Annotated in this window: 15 protein-coding genes and 1 pseudogene; 11 read left to right on the top strand and 5 right to left on the bottom strand. The window is 71.7% G+C overall.

Annotated features, from left to right (window positions below; genetic code table 11):
- Nucleotides 1–5 precede the first annotated feature (5 nt).
- Nucleotides 6–761 (top strand): SDR family NAD(P)-dependent oxidoreductase, encoded by a 756-nt coding sequence (locus ACLJQM_RS46815; RefSeq protein ID WP_410636502.1) that lies wholly within the window; start codon nucleotides 6–8, stop codon nucleotides 759–761.
- A 154-nt stretch (nucleotides 762–915) separates the two neighbouring features.
- Here ACLJQM_RS46815 and ACLJQM_RS46810 read toward each other — a convergent pair whose 3' ends face one another.
- Complete coding sequence (locus ACLJQM_RS46810) at nucleotides 916–1,308, bottom strand: LysR substrate-binding domain-containing protein (protein WP_410636501.1); 393 nt, start codon at nucleotides 1,306–1,308, stop codon at nucleotides 916–918.
- A 143-nt stretch (nucleotides 1,309–1,451) separates the two neighbouring features.
- A pseudogene (locus tag ACLJQM_RS46805) lies at nucleotides 1,452–1,496 on the bottom strand (hypothetical protein); the annotation flags it as partial.
- 384 nt (nucleotides 1,497–1,880) lie between these two features.
- Between ACLJQM_RS46805 and ACLJQM_RS46800 the strand changes: the two are divergent.
- Together ACLJQM_RS46800 and ACLJQM_RS46795 are read left to right on the top strand one after the other, a co-directional pair.
- The gene (locus ACLJQM_RS46800; RefSeq protein ID WP_360781765.1) at nucleotides 1,881–2,639 is read left to right on the top strand and encodes a choice-of-anchor P family protein; all 759 of its coding nucleotides are present in this window, start codon (nucleotides 1,881–1,883) and stop codon (nucleotides 2,637–2,639) included.
- 4 nt (nucleotides 2,640–2,643) lie between these two features.
- Nucleotides 2,644–3,204, top strand: coding sequence for a class F sortase (locus ACLJQM_RS46795; RefSeq protein ID WP_360781763.1), 561 nt, complete (start codon nucleotides 2,644–2,646; stop codon nucleotides 3,202–3,204).
- 3 nt (nucleotides 3,205–3,207) lie between these two features.
- On the opposite strand, the gene ACLJQM_RS46790 is transcribed toward ACLJQM_RS46795, so the two are convergent.
- Nucleotides 3,208–4,425, bottom strand: coding sequence for an oxygenase MpaB family protein (locus tag ACLJQM_RS46790; protein ID WP_410636500.1), 1,218 nt, complete (start codon nucleotides 4,423–4,425; stop codon nucleotides 3,208–3,210).
- Between the two features lie 113 nt (nucleotides 4,426–4,538).
- Here ACLJQM_RS46790 and ACLJQM_RS46785 point away from each other — a divergent pair, with 113 nt between their 5' ends.
- The 6 genes from ACLJQM_RS46785 (at nucleotide 4,539) to nrfD (ending at nucleotide 13,710) form a co-directional block, all read left to right on the top strand.
- The gene (locus tag ACLJQM_RS46785; protein ID WP_360781760.1) at nucleotides 4,539–5,210 is read left to right on the top strand and encodes a TetR/AcrR family transcriptional regulator; all 672 of its coding nucleotides are present in this window, start codon (nucleotides 4,539–4,541) and stop codon (nucleotides 5,208–5,210) included.
- A 68-nt stretch (nucleotides 5,211–5,278) separates the two neighbouring features.
- Nucleotides 5,279–6,385, top strand: a complete 1,107-nt coding sequence (locus ACLJQM_RS46780) for an acyl-CoA dehydrogenase family protein (RefSeq protein ID WP_410636499.1) — start codon at nucleotides 5,279–5,281, stop codon at nucleotides 6,383–6,385.
- Nucleotides 6,386–6,452: 67 nt separating this feature from the next.
- On the top strand, nucleotides 6,453–7,955 hold the full coding sequence (locus ACLJQM_RS46775) for an MFS transporter (RefSeq protein ID WP_410636498.1): 1,503 nt from the start codon (nucleotides 6,453–6,455) through the stop codon (nucleotides 7,953–7,955).
- A 612-nt stretch (nucleotides 7,956–8,567) separates the two neighbouring features.
- Complete coding sequence (fdh, locus tag ACLJQM_RS46770; RefSeq protein ID WP_410636497.1) at nucleotides 8,568–11,843, top strand: formate dehydrogenase; 3,276 nt, start codon at nucleotides 8,568–8,570, stop codon at nucleotides 11,841–11,843.
- Entirely contained in the window at nucleotides 11,840–12,754 is a 915-nt protein-coding gene (locus ACLJQM_RS46765) for a 4Fe-4S dicluster domain-containing protein (RefSeq protein WP_410636496.1), read from the top strand. The genes fdh and ACLJQM_RS46765 overlap by 4 nt, the downstream gene beginning before the upstream one ends.
- Nucleotides 12,751–13,710 (top strand): NrfD/PsrC family molybdoenzyme membrane anchor subunit, encoded by a 960-nt coding sequence (gene nrfD, locus ACLJQM_RS46760; protein ID WP_360781751.1) that lies wholly within the window; start codon nucleotides 12,751–12,753, stop codon nucleotides 13,708–13,710. Before ACLJQM_RS46765 ends, nrfD begins: the two co-directional genes overlap by 4 nt.
- 9 nt (nucleotides 13,711–13,719) lie before the next feature.
- Here the strand turns inward: nrfD and ACLJQM_RS46755 are convergent, their stop codons facing one another.
- Nucleotides 13,720–13,866, bottom strand: a complete 147-nt coding sequence (locus ACLJQM_RS46755) for a hypothetical protein (protein ID WP_360781749.1) — start codon at nucleotides 13,864–13,866, stop codon at nucleotides 13,720–13,722.
- Nucleotides 13,867–14,081: 215 nt separating this feature from the next.
- Between ACLJQM_RS46755 and ACLJQM_RS46750 the strand changes: the two genes are divergently transcribed.
- Nucleotides 14,082–15,068, top strand: coding sequence for a LacI family DNA-binding transcriptional regulator (locus ACLJQM_RS46750; protein ID WP_410636495.1), 987 nt, complete (start codon nucleotides 14,082–14,084; stop codon nucleotides 15,066–15,068).
- A gap of 3 nt (nucleotides 15,069–15,071) precedes the next feature.
- Here the strand turns inward: ACLJQM_RS46750 and ACLJQM_RS46745 are convergent, their stop codons facing one another.
- Nucleotides 15,072–15,359, bottom strand: coding sequence for a helix-turn-helix transcriptional regulator (locus ACLJQM_RS46745; protein ID WP_360781746.1), 288 nt, complete (start codon nucleotides 15,357–15,359; stop codon nucleotides 15,072–15,074).
- Nucleotides 15,360–15,543: 184 nt separating this feature from the next.
- Here ACLJQM_RS46745 and ACLJQM_RS46740 point away from each other — a divergent pair, with 184 nt between their 5' ends.
- The gene (locus tag ACLJQM_RS46740; RefSeq protein WP_360781744.1) at nucleotides 15,544–16,458 is read left to right on the top strand and encodes a TerC family protein; all 915 of its coding nucleotides are present in this window, start codon (nucleotides 15,544–15,546) and stop codon (nucleotides 16,456–16,458) included.
- The last annotated feature ends 21 nt before the right edge of the window (nucleotides 16,459–16,479 follow it).

The following is a 16,479-nucleotide window of genomic DNA, read 5'->3' as shown; positions in this document are numbered from 1 at the left end:
CCAGCATGTCCGAACTCGAGGGAAAGCGCGTCTTCGTGACCGGCTCCGGCGCCGGCATCGGCAAGGCGATCGCGGCGCTGTTCACCGAACGCGGCGCGAAGGTCGTGGTCAGCGACATGAACGCGGACGCGGCCAAGCAGGCGGCCGAGGAGATCGGCGCCGCCGGCGTCGCGAACTGCGACGTCACGGACGAGGGCCAGGTCCAGTCGGCCATCCAGCAGGCGGTCGACCTCCTCGGCGGCCTCGACGTCCTCGTCAACAACGCCGGGATCGAGGTGTCGTCGCCGCTGCTGCAGCAGTCGACGGAGAGCTTCGACAAGATCTTCGCGGTCAACGTGCGCGGCACGTTCGTGGCGATGAAGGCGGCGACCCCGCACCTGGTGGAGTCGAAGGGGAACATCGTCAACATCGCGTCGATCGCCGGCATCGGTGGCAGCCCGCTGCTCGGGTCCTACTGCGCGACGAAGGCGGCGGTCATCCAGCTCACGCGCGTGGCCGCGGTGGAGATGCGCCCGGCGGGCATCCGGGTCAACGCGGTCTGCCCGGGCTTCGCCGACACCGCGATGGTCGAGCGGCTCGTCCCCGACTTCGAGGCCGCGACCCAGGTCCCCTTCCGCGACCTCGTCGCGGCGAAGCAGGGCCGGCTCGGCACCCCGCAGGACATCGCGGAGGTGGCGGCGTTCCTCGCCTCCGACCGCGCGACCTGGATCACCGGCAGCCACTACGTCCTCGACGGCGGGCTGACCGCGTCGCTCGTGTGACGCCCCGGCCGGCGGGTCCACGACCCGCCGGCCGTCGATCCGGCTGGGTCCCGGCGACGCTGTGCGCTGGACCGGCGGCCGTTCCCAGGCCGGCACTCGGACCAGGCCGCACCCCGAAGCCGCCGACCTGACCCGGTTGCTGAGACGCTTCGCTTCATCGGTCCTCGTCCTCGGCGCGGTCACCGCGCTGACCGGCCTGACCACCGTCGCGGTGGCGCGCGTCCTCGCCGGGTTCGCGCTGCTCTTCGTGCTCGTCCGCGACGGCTGACGACTCGCCCGGCAGGTGGGCCGGCAATGCGCGGGCCGCGGGGTTCGCCGGGCGCGGCACGATCGAAACGCCGACCCCGGCCGCCACCAGGTCGACGAGCAGGGGCGGGTGGGTCGCCTCGCAGACGCGGTGGTGGCGGACACCCGCGTCCGCGAACCGGCGGGCCACCAGCACCTCGATGCCGCTGCCGCCGAAGTCCGCGAACGGCTCGTCGGCCAGGTCGGGCAGGCGGACCCGGGCGCGGGCCGCGAGCCGGTGCCCCGGGTGGCAGAGCAGCACCAGGTCCTGGCGCCAGCTCGCGAAGCTGGTGCCGCGAGCGTGACGACGTCCGCCACGATGCGGTGCGCCGGCGGGAGCAGCGCCCGCCCGGCTTCGCTCAGCGCGACGCGGCGCGTGGGGCGGTCGAACAGCGGGGCGCCGGGTTCCCGTTCGAGCTTCCGGATCGATGCGCTCAGCGCCGACTGCACCACGTGCACGTCCTGCGCCGCCGCCGTGAAACTCCCGTTCCGCGCCCGGCGCCGGGATCGTGGTGGTCACATCACTGTCCGTGCCCGCGAGCACTCGTCCAGGTAATCACTCATCCGTGTCGAATCCCGCCGTGCATCGCCTCGAATGTCGCAATGCGCGCTACCGCCCGTCCACAAACCGGGAAATACCTCCGGAGAAATCCGCCACGACAAGGTGGCCGCGCAGCCGGTGATCACTTTTCGCGCATTGGCGCGGCTGCCACCACTCGACGAAATCCTTGCCCCGCGTAGCGATTTTGATAGCGTGGCCGGGCTTCCCCCGCGGACCGAACTCTGACCGGTGCCGCGTCCCCACGTTTTCCGTTGCGGTGAAAGGATTTCTTCATGCGCACCACCCTGCTCCGAGCCGGGAGCCTGGCCGGGGTGACGGCTGCCCTCCTCGCCGCCTCCGCCGGTGTTTCCGACGCCGACGACGCCGTCGCCGGGTCCGCTTTCGGGGCCTCCGCCACGGTTTCCGTGCTGCCCGGCGTGCTCACCGACAGCAAGGGGATCACCGTCGAGACCGGGCAGCTCGCCGCGTCGAGCAGCACCGGTCCGGCTTCGGCGAGCGTCGCCGACGTTCCGCTCAAGGGCCTCGTCACGGCGAAGGCGATCAGCAGCTCCGTCGTGGACGGCGCCGGGACCGTGGCCGCGAAGGCGAGCGTCGCCGAGGCGACCCTGCCGCTGCTCGCACCGGTGGCCGGGCGGGTGCCGTCGATCCGGCTGATCAGCGCGCGGTGCGCGTCCGCCGACGGGCACGTCACCGGCAGCAGCGACCTCGCCGGGGTCAACCTCGGGCGGCTCGGCACGCTGCCCGCCGCCACCGGGCCGAACCAGCGGCTCGGGATCCCCGGCGTGGCCGAGGTGATCGTCAACGAGCAGCTCCAGCGCTACGACGGCAGCCTCGAAGTCACCGCGCTGCACGTCAAGCTCCTCGACGGCGACGCGAAGAAGCTCGGCAGCGGCGACATCAAGCTCGCGTCGGTCACCTGCGGCCCGTCGAAGGAGCACGCGCCCCAGGCGCCGCCGCGGCCGGGGCAGGTCGTCGTCGTGCCCGCCGGTGCCCCGCAGACCGGCGACGGCAGCCTCGCCGCGGAGGGCTGAGCCGATGCCCCGCCGCGCGCTGCTGATCGGTCTCCTTTCCGTGCTGCTGGTGGGATGCGGGGCCCAGGCGACCCCCGCCGCTCCCCCGGCCGCGGCCCCCGCCACCACGGTCGTGCGGTCACTGCCGACCGCGCTCGACGTGCCGGCCATCGGCGCGAAGTCGTCGCTGGTGTCGCTCGGGCTCAACCCGGACCGGACCGTCGAGGTGCCGCCGGTCGACCAGCCACTGCAGGCCGGCTGGTACGAATACGGCCCCACGCCGGGCGAGGCCGGGCCGGCGGTCATCCTCGGGCACATCGACGGCGGCCACCGGAAGGGCATCTTCTGGCGGCTGCACGAACTCAAGCCGGGCGAAGAGGTGCACGTCGACCGGGAAGACGGCGGACGACTGACCTTCACGGTGACGAAGGTCGAGCAGATCGCCAAGAAGGAGTTCCCGACCGAAGCCGTCTACGGCGACACGACCGACCCGGAGCTGCGCCTCATCACCTGCGGCGGCCGCTACGACGCGGCGAGCCGCAACTACCTCGACAACGTCATCGTGTACGCGAAGCTCGTGCGCTGAGCGTCACGACGGCCGGTTGCCCGTCGGGATCTCGATGCTGATCGGCCGGGCCTCCGAGAGGAACAGCAGCGCCGCCTGGCGGAGGAACTCGTCGAAGGTCCAGTAGGCCGCCGGGGCCAGCGGGAACGGCAGGAGTCCTTCCCGGACGGCGATGAACGGGCCCCACGCGGTGCGCAGCAGCGGGTCCCAGACCGGCTCGCGCAGGATGCGCAGCCAGCCGGCGATCTGATCGCCGAGCATGAACCGGGTCATCGCGCCGAGGACGTGCGTGCTGAGGATGCCGCCGTCGACCGACGAGCCGAGGCCGAGCAGGATGCCGGCCAGCTCGATGCCCTCGTCGGTCGGCGCGAGCACCGGCGTCAGCACCTGATCGGCCTGGGCGTCGGCCTCGGCCCAGGACGCCGGGATGTACTCGTCCTCGATGCCGAGCAGGTGCGCGGTGAGCTGCCAGGAGTGCAGGAACCCCTCGGACTCCGCCCGCGGGATCGGTACCTCCCACGACGTCAGCTTCTTCATGACGGTGGTCGGCAGGCTGTGCCAGGTGACCATCATGTCCCGCTGGCTGATCGGGATCGTCTGGTCGGATCCCTGCTGCCACTGCGGGGACTGCGGCAGGAGGTGGCGCACGGCGGCGTGCACCAGGCGCGTCTTGACGCACGTCACGATCATCTCGCCGTCGGCGTCGAAAGCGTTGCGGGTCATGACGTCGTAACCGAGCTTGGCGGTCTTGGAGATGCGGTCCTTCATGGCCGCGCCGCCCTTGGAGTGGTAGACCGCGCGGGCTTCGTGCGGGATCACCGTGCTGACCATCCCGCTCGCGAGGCCGTAGAGCAGCCCGAGGTAGAGCCCGCGCTTTTCGGTGAACCGGAACGAACTCGCGAGCTTGCCCGAGTCGGCCCAGGCCGGCAGCCGCCGGGCCCGCTCGACGAAGTCCCGCACGTCCGCGGGGAGGCCGTCGGGCAGCGGCTGGCCGTTCTTCCGCCAGGTCCGCAGCAGTTCGTTGACGCGTGGCACGTCACCGCGGTCGATGACGGCGGCGAGCAGCGGGTCGGCTTCGGTGTCCCACACCCACCGGGGATCCGCGCCCGCCCCGGTGCCGGCGACCGACGCCTCCGCCGGCCACGTCCACAACGACGGCGACGCCACCGTCACCGCGCCCAGGATGCCCAGCGTCCCCCCGCGTTTCATCGCGAGCCGCCGGCTGACTTCGTCCTTGGCCATCGCTACTCCTCCGGAGCCGAGATCGACGATGATACTCTGATACGCGACTTGCCTCCTTGTATCAGACCACGGCCTTCCCGAGGTCACAAGCCCCGGAGTGGCAGGATCGGGAGGTGGCTTCGGAACCCGCGGTATCGCCGTTCACGTCCGCACCCGGCGCGGAATCGCTGCTGGAGCGTGCCTACGTCGACGCGCTCCAGCGGGTCGACGACGCCGACGAGGTCCGCGTCCGCGTGCTCGACGCCGCCTTCGAGCAGTTCTGCCGGATGGGCGTCCAGCGCTCCACGATGGAGGACGTCGCCAAGCGCGCCGGGCTGTCCCGCATCACCGTCTACCGGCGGTTCGCCACGAAGGACACGCTCGTCGAGCACGTCGTGCGCCGCGAGTACCGCCGCTACTTCGACCGCTTCCTGACCGAGATCAAGCAGGCCGAGACCGTCGCCGACCGGGTCGTGCTCGGCTTCGTGAGCTCGCTGCGCGCGATCCGCGGCAACCCGCTGATCGGCGGGCTGATCGCGGCCGAACCGGGCCTGCTGGCGTCGTCCATGATCACCGACGCCGGCCGGACGCTGGCCACCGTGCGGGAGTTCGTCGCCGGTCAGCTGCGGCGGGAGCAGCACGCCGGCACGGTGGCGGCCGGGCTGGACGTCGAAGTCGTGGCCGAGCTGATGGTCCGCGTGTCCGCCTCCTTCCTCGCCATCCCCAGCCGCGTCGTCGATCTCGACGACGACGAGCAGCTCGCGGCGCTGGCCCGGCGCTACCTCGTGCCGATGCTCGAGGCTTGAGTTCCGGCGCTCGGAGATATAAAGATACGTAAGAAGTAATCTTGTATCTCCGGCCGCCGGGAGCCTTCGTGGACTTGACCACCGAACAGCGCGACTTCGTCTCCGCCGTCGACGACTTCTGCCGGCGCGAGGTGGGCGCCCGCGACACCGCGCACGACGACGCGCTCTACCGCAAGATGGCCGAGCTGGGCTGGCTCGGCATCAACGTCCCGCAGGAGTACGGCGGTGCCGGCCAGGGGATGCTGGACCTGGTGCTGTTCCTCGAAACGATCGCCTACCGGCAGGCGCCGATCGGCGGGTTCGCCACGTCGGTGATCACGGCCGCGTCGTACGCGAAGTTCGCGAGCGAAGAGCGCAAGCGGGAGGTGCTGGGCGACTTCCTGCGGGGCGAGGTGCTGGCCGTCTCGATGTCCGAACCCGGTGCGGGCTCCGACGTCGGCGCGCTGACGTGCAAGGCCGCCCGGCAGGACGGCGGCTGGGTCGTCGACGGCCAGAAGACGTGGTGCTCCAACGCCCACCTGGCCCGGCACATCCTGCTGGTCGCGCGCACCTCGGCCGACGGCGGCAAGCACGACGGGCTGACGATGTTCTCGGTCCCGGCCGGCGTCGACGGCCTGGCGATCCACGGCATCGACACGATGGGCGGCCGCGAGGTCAACGACCTGTACTTCACCGGGTGCGCGCTGCCCGGCGACGCGGTGGTCGGCGAGGTGGGCCAGGGCTGGCGGCAGCTGATGGCGGGGCTGAACCTCGAGCGGATGATCCTGGCCGCGCTGATGCTCGGCACCGCGCGCCGCGCGTTCGAGGACACCGTTTCGTACGTGCGCGAACGCCGTCAGTTCGGCCGGCCGGTCGGGTCGTTCCAGGCGTTGCGGCACCGCCTCGCCGACCACGCGACGGAACTGGAGTGCACCCGCCTGCTGGTCCACGACGTCGCCCGCAAGATCGACGCCTCGGGCGGGGAGCCGCTGCCGCGGGAGGCGTCGATGGCGAAGCTCAAGGCGACGGAGTTCGCGAAGGCGATGGCCCTCGACGGCATGCAGATGCTCGGCGGCTACGGCTACGCCACGGAGTACGGGATGGAACGCCTGGTCCGGTCCACCGTCGTGTCCACGGTGTACGGCGGGACGAGCGAGATCCAGCGGGACGTCATCGGGAAGACGTACGGCCTCTGAGACACCGTGTTTCGGTGGGGCCGGCCCGGGGAAGACCTGCCGGGGGCCGGCTCTCGAGGAGGTCGTCATGGCGGCAACACCGACGTCGTCCGGGGTGCGGACGTTGATCCCGGCGCGGATCGACCGGCTGCCCTGGTCGCGGTTCCACACCCGGATGGTCGTCGCGCTCGGGGTGGCGTGGATCCTCGACGGCCTCGAGATCACGGTGGCCAGCGCGGTCGCCGACACGCTGACGAGTCCCGAGACGCTGCACATGTCGTCGACGGCGGTCGGGCTCCTGGCGACGATCTACCTGGCCGGCGAGGTGGTCGGGGCGCTGTTCTTCGGCAGTCTTTCCGACAAGCTGGGCCGCCGGAACCTGTTCATGCTCACCCTCGCCGTCTACCTGGTCGGCAGCGGCCTGACCGCGCTGACCCTCGGCAACGGCGCGGGCTGGGTGGTCTTCCTGTACGCCACCCGGTTCGTCGCCGGCATGGGGATCGGCGGCGAGTACGCGGCGATCAACTCCGCCATCGACGAACTGATCCCGGCCCGCTACCGGGGCCGGGTCGACATCGCCGTCAACGGGACGTACTGGGCCGGCGCCGTGCTCGGGACGGTCGGCACGTACATCCTGCTCAACCAGGTGGACCTGTCCCTCGGCTGGCGGCTCGGCTTCCTGATCGGCCCGGTCCTCGGGCTGGTGATCCTGCTGGTGCGCCGCCACCTGCCGGAAAGCCCGCGCTGGCAGATCATGCACGGCCGGGCCGAGGCCGCGGAGGAGTCGATCGCGCAGATCGAGCACGAGGTCGAGCACGCGGGCAAGGACCTGCCGCCGGTCGACGAGAAGAAGGCGATCGAGGTGACGCCGGCCGAGCAGATCGGCTACGTGGCGCTGGCCAGGGTGCTGTTCCGCGAGTACCCGTCCCGGGCGGTGCTGGGCGCGTCGCTGATGATCAGCCAGTCGTTCCTGTACAACGCGATCTTCTTCACCTACACCCTGGTGCTGGGCAAGTTCTACGGCGTGTCCTCGGCGGCCACGCCGATCTACCTGATCGCGTTCGCGGTGGGCAACCTGGTCGGCCCGTTCACGATCGGCCACCTGTTCGACACCCTCGGCCGGCGCCGGATGATCTCGGGGACGTACGTCGTGTCGGGCGTACTGCTGGCCGTGACGGCGGTGCTGTTCTACGCGGGGGCGTTGAACGCGATCACGCAGACGATCGCGTGGTGCGTGATCTTCTTCTTCGCCTCGGCCGGCGCGAGCGCGGGGTATTTGACGGTGAGCGAGATCTTTCCCCTGGAGGTCCGTGCGAAGGCGATCGCGGTGTTCTTCGCGATCGCTCAGTGCTTCGGCGCTCTGGGCCCGGTTATTTACGGCGCCCTCATCGGTGCCGGCGACCATCCGGTCCGGTTGTTCATCGGGTACCTGCTGGGCGCCGCGGTGATGGTGGCCGGCGGGGTGATCGCGCGGTTCCTGGCGGTGGATGCGGAGGGCAAGTCGCTGGAGGACGTCGCACAGCCGCTGGCCGTGGCTGGACGGCGGGGACGGACCCGGGCGGAGGGGGCCTCGTCGCCGTTCTCGACTTGAGTGAGGTGTGTGGGGAGCGCGAGGTGTTCGCGCGGCGATCGGCTGCGGTCGCACGCCCCCGGCCCTCGCCGATCCTGAACTCGGCAAGGCGTCTTGCCCACGCCAGCCAAACCGTCGCGGCCGCGGTCCGCGACCCCTTGATGCGTGTGTCGTCGCCGATCCCGACCTGCGCGAGGTGCGTCTACAACGCGAGCAATCCGCGCAGGGCCGGCCGCAGTCGGTGTGTAGCGGTTCTCGACCTGAGCGAGGCGCATTGCCCATCGCGAGCAATTCACGCGGCGGCCGCCCCCGACATCCGGCCTCGGCGAAGCGTGTCGCCCACGCCAGCCGAACCGTCGCGAGCAATTCACGCGGCGGCCGGTCGCGGCCTCGCCGATCCGGACCTGAGCGAGTGCCCACCCACACGGGCTCCGCGGCCGTCGAGCCCGCCCCCGCAATCCGCGTGGAAGCGGCGTTCCCGGCACGAACAAACATCGCGAATGACTCATTCGGGACCACCGACGTCCCGAATGAGTCATTCGCGACGTCAGTCCGGTCGCCGACCCGGCCGAGCCGGTTTACGCTCGGCAGGCGCCGGGTAAACCGCGCGCAGCGCACGGCCAGGGAGGTGACATGGGACCACGGCGATGGCTCGAATCCTGGCCCGTGTACCGCCAGCTCACCGGCACCGATCCGCTCGGCCGGGGCAAGGCCGCCGAGTCCGCGCGGTCCGAAGCGCTCGCCCCGCGCACCGCGAACGCCGATCGGGTGGCCAAGTCCGTCTGTCCGTACTGCGCCGTCGGGTGCGGGCAACAGGTCTTCGTCAAGGACGAAAAAGTCGTCCAGATCGAAGGCGACCCCGACAGCCCCATCTCGCGGGGGCGGCTCTGCCCGAAGGGGTCGGCCAGCAAGCAGCTGGTCACCGGGCCGCAGCGGGAACAGAAGGTCCGGTACCGCGCGCCCTACGCCACCGAGTGGACCGACCTCGACCTCGACACCGCGCTCGACATGGTCGCCGACCGGGTGCTCGACGCCCGGCGCAAGGGCTGGCAGGACACCGATGACCACGGGGCGCCGCTGCGGCGGACCATGGGCATCGCCAGTCTCGGCGGGGCCACCCTGGACAACGAAGAGAACTACCTGATCAAGAAGCTCTTCACCGCGCTGGGCGCGATCCAGATCGAAAACCAGGCGCGTATTTGACACTCCGCCACCGTTCCCGGTCTGGGGACTTCCTTCGGTCGCGGTGGCGCGACGGACTACCAGCAGAACCTGCAGAACGCCGACTGCGTCGTCATCATGGGCTCCAACATGGCCGAGGCACACCCGGTCGGGTTCCAGTGGGTGATGGAGGCGAAGGCCCGCGGCGCGCAGGTGCTGCACATCGATCCGCGCTTCACGCGGACGAGCGCGCTCGCCGACGCCCACGTGCCGTTGCGGGCGGGGACGGACATCGCCTTCCTCGGCGGCGTCATCAACCACATCCTGAGCAACGACCTGGACTTCCGCGAGTACGTCGTCGCCTACACCAACGCCTCCTTCCTGGTGCACGAGGACTACCGCGACACCGAGGACCTCGACGGCCTCTTCAGCGGCTACGACGAAGCCAAAGCCGCCTACGACCCGGCGACCTGGCACTACGAGGACGTCCGGCCGCGGGACACCGGGCACGGCAAGGAAACCTCGCCCGCGGACCAGCACGGCTCGGGCGGGCCGGTGCTCGAAGGCGGCAGCGAGGAGATCGCCGCCGATCCGACGTTGCAGCACCCGCGGTGCGTCTTCCAGATCCTCAAGCGCCACTTCGCCCGCTACACCCCGGAAATGGTCGAAGCGACCTGCGGGACGCCGAAGGAGCTCTTCCGGCGGGTCTGCGACGCCTGGACGAGCAACTCCGGCCGCGAACGCACCGCCGCGCTCGTCTACAGCGTCGGCTGGACCCAGCACAGCGTCGGCGCGCAGTACATCCGCGCGGGCTCGATCATCCAGCTGCTGCTGGGCAACATCGGGCGGCCCGGCGGCGGCGTGTTCGCGCTGCGCGGGCACGCCAGCATCCAGGGCTCGACCGACATCCCGACGCTGTTCAACCTGCTGCCCGGCTACCTGCCGATGCCCACGCCCGAACAGCGCACGCTCGACGACTACCTCGAGAGCGTCACCGGGGACAAGCAGAAGGGCTTCTGGCGCAACGCCGACGCCTACACCGTGTCGCTGCTCAAGGAGTACTGGGGCGAAAAAGCCACCGCGGACAACGACTTCTGCTACGGCTACCTGCCGCGGATCAACGGCGACCACGGCACCTACCGCACGGTCATGGACATGGTCGACGGCAAGGTGTCCGGCTACTTCCTGCTCGGGCAGAACCCGGCCGTGGGGTCCGCGCACGGCCGGCTGCAGCGGCTCGGCATGGCCAACCTCGACTGGCTGGTCGTGCGCGACCTGACGATGATCGAGAGCGCCACCTTCTGGAAGGACGCGCCGGAGATCGAGACCGGCGAGATCACGCCGGAGACGTGCCGCACCGAGGTGTTCTTCTTCCCCGCCGCCTCGCACGTCGAGAAGGAAGGGACCTTCACCCAGACCCAGCGCATGCTGCAGTGGCGCGAAAAAGCCGTCGAACCGGCCGGTGACCAGCGTTCGGAACTGTGGTTCTTCTACCACCTGGGCCGCAAGCTGCGGGAACGGCTGGCCGGGTCCGCCGACGAGCGCGACCGGCCGCTGCTCGACCTCGCCTGGGACTACGCGGTGCACGGCGACGAGCCGTCGGCCGAGGACGTGCTGCGGCGGATCAACGGCCAGGACCTGACCACCGGCGAGGAACTCGGCGGCTACCTCGAGCTCAAGGCCGACGGCACCACCTCCAGCGGCTGCTGGATCTACTGCGGGGTCTACGCCGACGGCGTCAACCAGGCCGCGCGCCGCAAGTCCCGGTTCGAGCAGGACCACACCGCGCTCGAATGGGGCTGGGTCTGGCCGCTGAACCGGCGGGTGCTCTACAACCGCGCGTCGGCGGACCCGCAGGGCCGGCCGTGGAGCGAGCGCAAGGCGCTGGTGTGGTGGGACGCCGAGGCCGGCGAATGGACCGGGCACGACGTCCCCGACTTCGAGAAGACCAAGCCGCCCGGCCACGTCCCACCGGCCGGCGCGGTGGGCCCGGCCGCGCTGCGCGGCGACGACCCGTTCATCATGCAGGCCGACGGGAAGGCGTGGCTGTTCGCGCCGTCCGGGCTGGCCGACGGCCCGCTGCCGACGCACTACGAGCCGCACGAGTCGCCGTTCCGCAACCCCTTCTACGCCCAGCAGGGCAACCCGGCGCGGAAGGTCTACGGCCGCGGCGACAACCCGTCGAACCCGTCGCCGCCCGAGGCGCACGGCGAGGTGTTCCCGTTCGTCTTCACCGCCGCGCGGCTGACCGAGCACCACACCGCGGGCGGGATGAGCCGGACCCTGCCGTACCTGTCGGAGCTGCAGCCGGACCTGTTCGTCGAGGTCTCCCCCGAGCTGGCGGAGCTGCGCGGGCTGGTGCACCTGGGCTGGGCGCACGTCGTCACCTCGCGGGCGGCCGTCGAGGCGCGCGTGTTCGTGACCGACCGGCTGCGGCCGCTGCGGGTGCAGGACCGGGTCGTGCACCAGGTGTGGATGCCCTACCACTGGGGCGGCTCCGGCCTGGTGCCCGGCGACGTCGTGAACGACCTGTTCGGCGTCGTGCTGGACCCGAACGTGTTCATCCAGGAGAGCAAGGTCGCCACCTGCGACGTCCGGCCCGGCAAGCGGCCGCGCGGCGCCGCGCTCACCGCGTACCTCGCCGAGTACCGGGAGCGCGCCGGGATCACGCCGGAAACGGGTACCCGGGTGTCGACGGCGCACGAGACCCGGCACGTCGAACCCGGCCACGAGGAGGACGCGACATGAGCATCGAGGACCGGTTGTCCGGCCCGCTGCCGGACGTCGCCGGGGAAGCCGGGCACACCGGGCACCCGCCGCGCGTCGGGTTCTTCACCGACACGTCGGTGTGCATCGGCTGCAAGGCCTGCGAAGTGGCGTGCAAGGAGTGGAACGCCGTCCCCGAAGACGGGCTCGACCTGCTCGGGATGTCGTTCGACAACACCGGCGCGCTCGGCGCGAACACGTGGCGGCACGTGGCTTTCGTCGAGCAGCCGAGTCCGCCCGGCGCTCCCCCGTCGAACGCCCCCGAGGACCTCGGCATGCCGGCGTTCGACCTGCCGGGCGCGGAGACCGGCGCCGACGGCCGGACCGACTTCCGCTGGCTGATGTCGTCGGACGTGTGCAAGCACTGCACCCACGCCGGCTGCCTCGACGTCTGCCCGACCGGCGCGCTGTTCCGCACCGAGTTCGGCACGGTCGTGGTGCAGCAGGACATCTGCAACGGCTGCGGCTACTGCGTTTCCGGCTGCCCGTACGGCGTGATCGACCGGCGGCCCGACGACGGGCGCGCGCAGAAGTGCACGCTCTGCTACGACCGGCTGCACGACGGCCTCGAACCGGCGTGCGCCAAGGCGTGCCCGACCGACTCCATCCAGTTCGGCGAGCTCGACGAGCTGCGCGAGCGGGCCGCCCACCGCGTCGAGCAGCTGCACGAACGCGGGGTCACCGAAGCCCGGCTCTACGGGCACGACCCGGCCGACGGGGTCGGCGGTGCCGGCGCGTTCTTCCTGCTGCTGGACGAACCCGAGGTCTACGGCTTGCCGCCGGACCCCGTGGTGCCGACCCGGGAACTGCCCGCGATGTGGAAGTACGCCGGGGTGGCGGCCTCGGCCCTGCTCGCCGCCGCCGTCGCCGCCTTCGGAGGACGCCGCCGATGAGTCCCCGCAAGTCCCGCCGCTCCCGCGAAGAGCTGATGGTGCCCGACGCCGAGTTCCGGTCCTACTACGGGCGGCCGGTGCTCAAGCCGCCGGTGTGGGAGTGGAAGGTGCCGGCGTACCTGTTCACCGGCGGGCTCGCGGCGGGCACGTCGCTGCTGGCCGCCGGCGCCGACCTGACCGGGCGGCCGCGGCTGCGCCGGGTGGGCCGCACCGGGTCGATGGCGGCGCTGCTGGCCAGCGTCTACCTGCTGGTCGCCGACCTCGGCCGGCCCGAGCGGTTCCACCACATGCTGCGCGTCGCGAAACCGACGTCCCCGATGAGCGTGGGCACGTGGATCCTCAGCGCGTTCGGGCCCGGGATGGGGATCGCGGCGGCCGCCGAGGTGCTGCCCGCCGGGCGGTGGCCGGGCAAGCTCGCGAGCGCGGTGGCCCGCCCGGCCGGGCTCGCGTCGGCGGTCATCGCCCCCGCCGTCGCGTCCTACACGGCGGTGCTGCTGTCCCAGACGGCGGTCCCGGCCTGGCACGAAGCCCACCCGCAGCTGCCGTTCGTCTTCACCGGCTCGGCGGCCGCGAGCTCCGGCGGCTTCGCGATGGTGCTGGTCCCGGTCGAGGAAGCGGGGCCGGCCCGGGCGCTGGCCGCGATGGGCGCGGTGACCGAGCTGGTGGCGTCGAAGGTGCTGGAACAGCGCCTCGGCCCGACGGCGGAGGCGTACACCACGGGCAAGGCGCACCGGCTGCGGAAGTGGTCCGAGCGGCTGACCGCGGCGGGCCTGCTGGGCACGCTCGTCGGCCACCGCAGCCGCGCGGTGTCGGTGGCCGCCGGCGCGGCGCTGTTCGCGGGGAGCGCGCTGCAGCGGTTCGGGGTGTTCGAGGCGGGCGTCGAGTCCACGAAGGACCCCAAGTACGTGGTCGTGCCCCAGCGCCGGCGCGCCGAAGCAGCCTCGTCCCGGCCATGACGCCCGCGATCACGGCGGCGAGGATCCCGGCGTAGCCCAACGTCCGCGCGAGCCGGCGGCGGCGATCAAGCCCATCGCGGCGCCTTCCAGCCCCAGTACGCGGCCGTGGCCGGCGGCCGGGTGGTGGTCGGCGAGCAGGGCGGTCGCCGTGGTCATCACGGTCGGCGAGCACCGGCACCAGCAGCTGGGCGTGCGCTTCGGCGGCAACTTGAGGTCAACAGTCCACAGTGGAGCATGGCCGCCACGTTGCAGCGTGCATGCCTGGGACCTTCCGGCGAACGCCGCTTGACCGGCGGTCCACCCCGCGATTATGGTCGGCGTCCCCCATCAATGTTAGCGCTAACTCATGCGAGCCGAGAAGGTCACCGACGATGACGAATCCCCGCGGTGCGGTGACGATCACCGACGTCGCGAACGCGGCCGGGGTCTCGGCGAGCACGGTGTCGTACGTGATCACCGGCAAGCGGACGATCTCCCCGGCGACCCGGCGGCGGGTCGAGGAGACCATCCGGACCCTCGGCTACCGGCGCCGCACCGGCTCCCCCGCCCCGGTCCCGGCCCGGGCCGGCGTGCTCGCGGTCGCGGTCCCGCTGCCGGGCGAGGGCCACCTCGGCGTCGCGATGGAGTTCTTCGCCGCGGCCGCCGGTGCCGCCCGCGCGCACGGCTTCGACCTGCTCCTGGTCACCGACGACACGGGCACGGCGGGCCTGCACCGGGTGACGTCGGCCGCGCTGGCCGACGCGGTGCTCGTGCTGGACGCGGGCGACGACGACCCGCGCGTGCCCGTCCTGCTCGCCTCGGGCCGCCCGGCGGTGCTGGTCGGCCGGCAGCGCGGCCCGGCCGCCGTCCCCCTGGACTTCGCGCCGGCCGGCCGCGCCTGCGCCGCCCACCTCGCGGGCCTCGGCCACCGCTCGATCGCCCACCTCACCCCCGCTCCCCCGCGCCGGATCGGCTACCTGACGGGCTTCCTCGAGGCCGCCGCCCACCGTCGACTGGAAGCGCTTTCTCGGCCGTGCGCACCCGAAGAGGTCCCCCGCTGCCTGGACGAGCTGCGCACCCGCCGCGGCCCGACCGCACTGGTCGTCCACGACGAAGCCGTGCTCCCGCCGCTGCTGGCCGAGCTCCGGCGGCGCGGGCTGCGGGTGCCGGAAGACGTGTCGGTCGTGGCGGTCTGCTCGGCCACGACGGCGAACCACGGGTGGATCCGGCCCACGGCGGTGGTGGTCCCGGCCCGCGAACTCGGCGTGCTCGCGGTGGAACTGGCCGTGTGCCGGCTGGACGGCGTGCCCACGGCCGAGCCGGAGCCGGTGACTCCCCCGCTCGTGCTCGGTGAGACCACCGGCCCGCCCGGGGGGTGAGGTTCAGCGGGCCGGCTCGTCGAGGCCGAGCGCCGCGACCAGGTCGGCCACCCGGTGGTGGGCTTCCAGCGGGTGACGCAGCCGGCCTTCCGGGTGGATCTTGTAGTGGTTGCGCCGGCCGACCCGCTCGCGCTCGAGGTAGCCCTCCTCGATCAGGTCGCGGAGGATGAGCTGCACCCCGCGTTCCGTGATGCCCACCCGGGTGGCGATGTCGTGCAGCGTCCGGTCGGGATCCGCGGCCACGCACAGCAGCACGTGCGCGTGGTTGCTCAGGAACGTCCACGAAGCCATACCGGCCACAGTAGACGTCCGAACTTGACAGACGAAGTGCAGTTCGTCATTCTGGAGGCACGGAGGGGAGTACCCGCCCGGTCCGGCATCGTCAGTCCGGCTGCCCGTGCGCAGTCCGGTGCCGGCGTCACACCACGTGTGACCGGGGAGACCTCTGGTTCGTCACCGAACCGGAGGAGTGTGCATGACCGTCCCCTTCTGGGCCTGGCTCGCCGTGCTCGGCGTCATCCTGGCGATGCTCGCCGTCGACCTGGCCGCCCACCGCCGCGCGCACGTGGTCGGCGTCCGCGAAGCCCTCGCCTGGTCCGGTGTCTGGGTCACGCTGGGGCTGGCGTTCGGCGCCGTCGTCTGGTGGGCCTGGGGCGCGGAGTTCGCGGGCCAGTACTTCGCCGGCTACGTCATCGAAAAGTCGCTGGCGGTCGACAACGTCTTCGTGTTCGCGATCATCTTCGGGTACTTCGCCGTCCCGCGCGAGCACCAGCACCGCATCCTGTTCTACGGCGTGCTCGGCGCGCTGGTGTTCCGCGCGGTGTTCATCGCGGCGGGCTCGGCGCTGATCGCGAGCTTCGCGTGGATCCTGTACGTCTTCGGCGCTTTCCTGGTGGTCACCGGCGTGCGGATGGCGCTGCACCGCGAGCAGGAGGTCGACTACGAACGCAACATCGTGCTGCGCGCGTTCCGCCGGATCGTCCCCACCACGGACCGGCGGCACGGCGCCCGGTTCCTGGTGCGCGAAGGCGGCCGCTGGGTGGCGACGCCGCTGCTCGCCGTCCTGGTCCTGATCGAGGTCGTCGACGTCGTCTTCGCGGTCGACTCGATCCCGGCGATCTTCGCGGTGACGCAGGAGCCGTTCCTCGTGTTCACGTCGAACGCCTTCGCGGTGCTCGGCCTGCGGGCGATGTACTTCCTGCTGGCCGACGTCATGCACCGGTTCGTGTACCTCAAGATCGGGCTGGCGCTGGTGCTGGTCTGGGTGGGCGTGAAGATGCTGCTGCTGGACGTCTGGAAGATCCCGACGGCGCTTTCGCTGGGCGTGGTGGCCGCGATCCTCGCGACGGCGGTGGGCGCCAGCCTGCTGCGGACCCGCTCTTCGGCGTAATTCGCTTGCCCCCTCCCGGGC

The organism is Amycolatopsis sp. cmx-4-83, assembly GCF_046548815.1.
GTDB classification, from domain to species: Bacteria; Actinomycetota; Actinomycetes; order Mycobacteriales; family Pseudonocardiaceae; genus Amycolatopsis; species Amycolatopsis pretoriensis_A.
Note: the sequence above shows the minus strand (reverse complement) of the source record. Positions and strands in the feature narration are given on the sequence as shown.

Bases quoted from the DNA above. Each gene is read 5' to 3' on its own strand.
- ACLJQM_RS46815 (WP_410636502.1), top strand. From the start codon at position 6: ATGTCCGAACTCGAGGGAAAGCGCGTCTTCGTGACCGGCTCCGGCGCC.
- ACLJQM_RS46800 (WP_360781765.1), top strand. From the start codon at position 1,881: ATGCGCACCACCCTGCTCCGAGCCGGGAGCCTGGCCGGGGTGACGGCT.
- ACLJQM_RS46795 (WP_360781763.1), top strand. From the start codon at position 2,644: ATGCCCCGCCGCGCGCTGCTGATCGGTCTCCTTTCCGTGCTGCTGGTG.
- ACLJQM_RS46790 (WP_410636500.1), bottom strand. From the start codon at position 4,425: ATGGCCAAGGACGAAGTCAGCCGGCGGCTCGCGATGAAACGCGGGGGG.
- ACLJQM_RS46775 (WP_410636498.1), top strand. From the start codon at position 6,453: ATGGCGGCAACACCGACGTCGTCCGGGGTGCGGACGTTGATCCCGGCG.
- ACLJQM_RS46765 (WP_410636496.1), top strand. From the start codon at position 11,840: ATGAGCATCGAGGACCGGTTGTCCGGCCCGCTGCCGGACGTCGCCGGG.
- nrfD (WP_360781751.1), top strand. From the start codon at position 12,751: ATGAGTCCCCGCAAGTCCCGCCGCTCCCGCGAAGAGCTGATGGTGCCC.
- ACLJQM_RS46755 (WP_360781749.1), bottom strand. From the start codon at position 13,866: ATGACCACGGCGACCGCCCTGCTCGCCGACCACCACCCGGCCGCCGGC.
- ACLJQM_RS46750 (WP_410636495.1), top strand. From the start codon at position 14,082: ATGACGAATCCCCGCGGTGCGGTGACGATCACCGACGTCGCGAACGCG.
- ACLJQM_RS46745 (WP_360781746.1), bottom strand. From the start codon at position 15,359: ATGGCTTCGTGGACGTTCCTGAGCAACCACGCGCACGTGCTGCTGTGC.
- ACLJQM_RS46740 (WP_360781744.1), top strand. From the start codon at position 15,544: ATGACCGTCCCCTTCTGGGCCTGGCTCGCCGTGCTCGGCGTCATCCTG.